The organism is Cellulomonas septica (assembly GCF_012396155.1).
Lineage (GTDB): Bacteria > Actinomycetota > Actinomycetes > Actinomycetales > Cellulomonadaceae > Cellulomonas > Cellulomonas septica.
Window position 1 is genome coordinate 1 of record NZ_JAAXOY010000368.1, and the last position, 3,530, is coordinate 3,530.

Below are 3,530 nucleotides of genomic sequence, written 5' to 3' on the forward strand. Positions count from 1 at the left end.
GGCCAGGACGACGGGCCCGTACCGGAAGGCGACCCAGTCGGACCCGTCGGGCAGCCGCTCGGCCGCGACGCGGGCGGTCAGCCGCCACGCGAGCACGTCGCCGTCGTGCCAGGTGCGGCGCACGGCGACGTACGGCCCGGGTCCGGGCACGACGGGCACGGGCACGCCGCCGACCGCGAGCTCGAGGTCGCCCACCGCCCACGACGGGCGGCGCACGTGCACCGTGAAGGTCTGCGGCCTGGTCAGGTCGAGCCGGAGCGTCACCTCCCCGCCGGTCGACAGGTCGGGGAGGTCGCTGGTCAGCGTCACGACGGCGCCGCGCGCGGCCCAGCGGGCCCGCACGGGGACGGCGACGTTCACGAGCAGGTAGTCGCCCTCGTCGGGCGCGGCTGCCGGCTGGGTGCCGAGCGCGAGCTCGCCGAGCCGCGCGTACGTCTCGAGCCCCGTGCCGACGCAGCACCAGAACCCGACCTCGGGCTGCGAGTAGACGCGGTAGTGGTCGGGCCGCGCGGGTGTGAAGTACACGAACCCGCCGTCGGGGTGCTGCGCGGACAGCACGTGGTTGACGAGCGCGCGCTCGGCGAAGTCGAGCAGCGCGGGGTCGGGGTCGGTGCGCAGGAGCCGCCGGACCAGCTCGAGCATGTTCGCGGTGTTGCACGACTCCGGGCCCTCGGGCGACGTGAGCGCGCCGCGGAAGTCGTCGACGGGGTGGAAGTGCTCGGACACCGAGTCGCCGCCGAAGACGAGCGACCGCCGGCGCACGACGGTGTCGGCGAACGTCCGTGCGGCGCGGTCCCAGCCGCCGTCGGGGTCGGACTCCGCGAGCGCGGCCCAGCCCACGACCTTCGCGATCTGCGTGTTGGCGTGCAGCCCGTCGAGCTCGTCGCGGCCGTCGAGCAGCGGGTCGAGGAGCGTGCGGTCGGCGAACCGGACCGCCATGGCCCGCAGGTCGGGGCGCCCGGTGAGGTCGGCGAGGTCCGCGAACGCCTCGCACATGCCGCCGAACTCGGTGCGCAGCATCGCGGCGAACTGGTCGTCGTCGAGGCGCGCCGCGACCGGCAGCCACCAGTCCGCGAAGCGCACCGCGACGTCGCGTGCCCGCGTCGCGGTCGGCTCGGGCGCGTACCGGGCGGCGTCGACCAGCCCGGCGACGGTCTTGTGCAGGTTGTACCAGGGGACCCACGCACCGTTGAGGCCGAACGAGTCGGCCGACAGGTCACCGGCCGCGATCCGCTCGAACAGCGCGACGCCGTGCGGCACGCCCCCGACGTACCCGGTGCCGAGCGCGTCCTGGCACGTGGCGAGACCGTCGACCAGGTCGGCGGCGAACCGGGCCGCGCGCGCGTCACCCGTCGCGGCCCACAGCAGGCTGGCGGCCGAGAGCGCGTGGCCGCCGACGTGCCCGTCGAGCCCGGCGGACTCCCAGTTCCCGTACGGCTCGGCGACGGGCGGCAGCCCGGCCTCACGGCGGTAGGGCGCGAGCAGGCGCTGCGGGTCGTGACGCAGCAGGTACGCGAGGTCCGTCTGCTGCGCGGCGCGGAACGGGCCGTCGAGCAGGCGGACGTCGGACAGCGGGAGGAGATCCACGGGTGCTCCGGGTGCCAGGTCAGCGGGGTGGGGTCGGGACGGGACGGGCCGGGTCAGGCGGGGTCGAGCGCGAACCAGCGGACGCCGTGCGACGCGACGACGACGTCGAGCGCGCCCTCCACCTGCACGGGCTCGTCGGCGCGCCACAGGTCGGTCGCGCGCCACGGCCGGCGGGCCGCGACGGCACCCACGACCGAGGCGAGCGGCACGGTGAGCCGGCGCTCCGTCGGCCCGGTCCAGAAGACGGCGACCCAGCTCGTGTCGTCGTCGCCGGCCGCGGCGGTCCACACGACGACCTCGCCGTCGTCGACGGGCTCGCGGACGATCTCGCGGTTCTCGGTGCTGCGCGCCAGCACGGTCGCGAGCGCGGGGTTGGCGAGCAGGTCGAGCGTCGCGTCGTCGGTCTCGGGCAGGTGGCCGCCGACCATGAGCGGTGAGCGGCCCTGGACCCAGAGGGTCAGCAGCGTGCGCTGCTCGTCGGGCGTGAGGCGGCTGTCGCGCGGCTCGCCGCGCTCGGCGCGCACCCCGATCCGCCCGAGCGGCAGCATGTCGGCGTCGGCCCACCCGCCGGGCCGCTGGTACGGCGCCCACCGGGCGAGGCGCGCGAGCTGGGCGTGCACGTCCTCCCACCGGTCCCAGAGGTCGTCGCTGATGCGCCACATCTGGGCGTGCTCGCGCAGGTGGCCGAGGTGCGTGGTCGACAGGTGCGTGCCGGGCGACAGCGACAGGACGATGTCGCGACCGCTGCGCGCGATCGCACGCGCGACGGCCTCGACGTCGCGGTCGTGGTACGGCGCGAGCATGTCGTCGACCTTGAGGAAGTCGACGCCCCAGTCGGCGAGCTGGCCGATCAGCGCGTCGTACCAGGCCTGCGCCCCGGGGTGGTCGTGGTCCACGCCGACGTTGTCGGGGTTCCACGCGCACGCGTCGTCCGGGGCGGCGATCTCGCGTGCCGTCCACGAGGTGCCGTGGATCGGCAGGTCGCGCTCCACGGCGAGGCGCGGGATGCCCCGCATGAGGTGCACGCCGAAGCGCAGCCCCATGCCGTGCACGGCGTCGGCGAGCGGCGCGAACCCCGCGCCGCCCGCGGCCGACGGGAAGCGGTTCGGGGCGGGCAGCTGGCGGCCGTGGTCGTCGAGCACGAGCGGGGCACCGTCGTTATATCCGTGCGCGCGGGCGGTCGGGTCGTACCAGGCGATGTCGACGACGACCGTGTCCCAGCCCGCGGGGAGCAGGCGGTCGCGCAGCACCGTCGCGTTCGCGAGGACCTCGTCCTCCGTGACGGTCGTGCCGAAGCAGTCCCAGCTGTTCCACCCCATCGGGGGCGTCGGGGCGAGCCGTGCGGTGCGGCGCTCACGTCGGGGGGTGGGGGCGTCGGGGTCGACGGTGGTCACGGCGGCTCCTCTCGGCACCCCGTCGGCGGTGACCGGGGTAGGCTGCGCACCACCGTACGACACATTTCTAACGTTGTAGAGCACCCGTCCGCCCGCAGGGCCGCACGGGTGCGGCGGCTAGGCTCGCCGCGTGACGCCCGGGATCCACGCCGTCGGCCTGGTGCTCCGCCAGCCCACCCGGCTGCTGGGGCTCGAGGCCTTCTCCATGCAGCTCATCGCCGGCATCGAGGAGTCGCTCTCCGCCGAGGGCCGCTCGCTCCTGCTGCACATCGTCGGGTCGCTCGACGCCGAGCTCGCGACCTACCGCCGCTGGGCCGAGCAGCACCAGGTCGAGGCCGTCGTCCTGCACAACCTCACGGTCGACGACCCGCGCCTCGACGCGCTCGCCGGCCTCGGCGTCCCCGCGGTCGTCGTCGGCGGCCCGTCGCGCGACCTGCCCGTCGCGAACGTGTTCGTCGACAACGCCGCCGAGGCGCACGAGGCCGTCGAGCACCTCGTCGCGCTCGGCCACCGGCGCGTCGCGCGCGTCACCGGCCCGCACGACCTCGC

2 protein-coding genes and 1 pseudogene are annotated in these 3,530 nt (G+C 75.7%); 1 reads left to right on the forward strand and 2 read right to left on the reverse strand.

All coding sequences use genetic code 11. The features are described from left to right. Window positions 1-1,587: beta-L-arabinofuranosidase domain-containing protein (locus HGA02_RS13355; RefSeq protein ID WP_168679418.1), on the reverse strand; the 1,587-nt coding region annotated here is incomplete at its 3' end. Window positions 1,588-1,640: 53 nt separating this feature from the next. Further along, complete coding sequence (locus HGA02_RS13360) at window positions 1,641-2,981, reverse strand: alpha-galactosidase (protein ID WP_425483064.1); 1,341 nt, start codon at window positions 2,979-2,981, stop codon at window positions 1,641-1,643. Between the two features lie 130 nt (window positions 2,982-3,111). On the opposite strand from HGA02_RS13360, the pseudogene HGA02_RS13365 reads away from it, so the two are divergent. Further along, window positions 3,112-3,530, forward strand: a pseudogene (locus HGA02_RS13365) (LacI family transcriptional regulator); the annotation flags it as partial.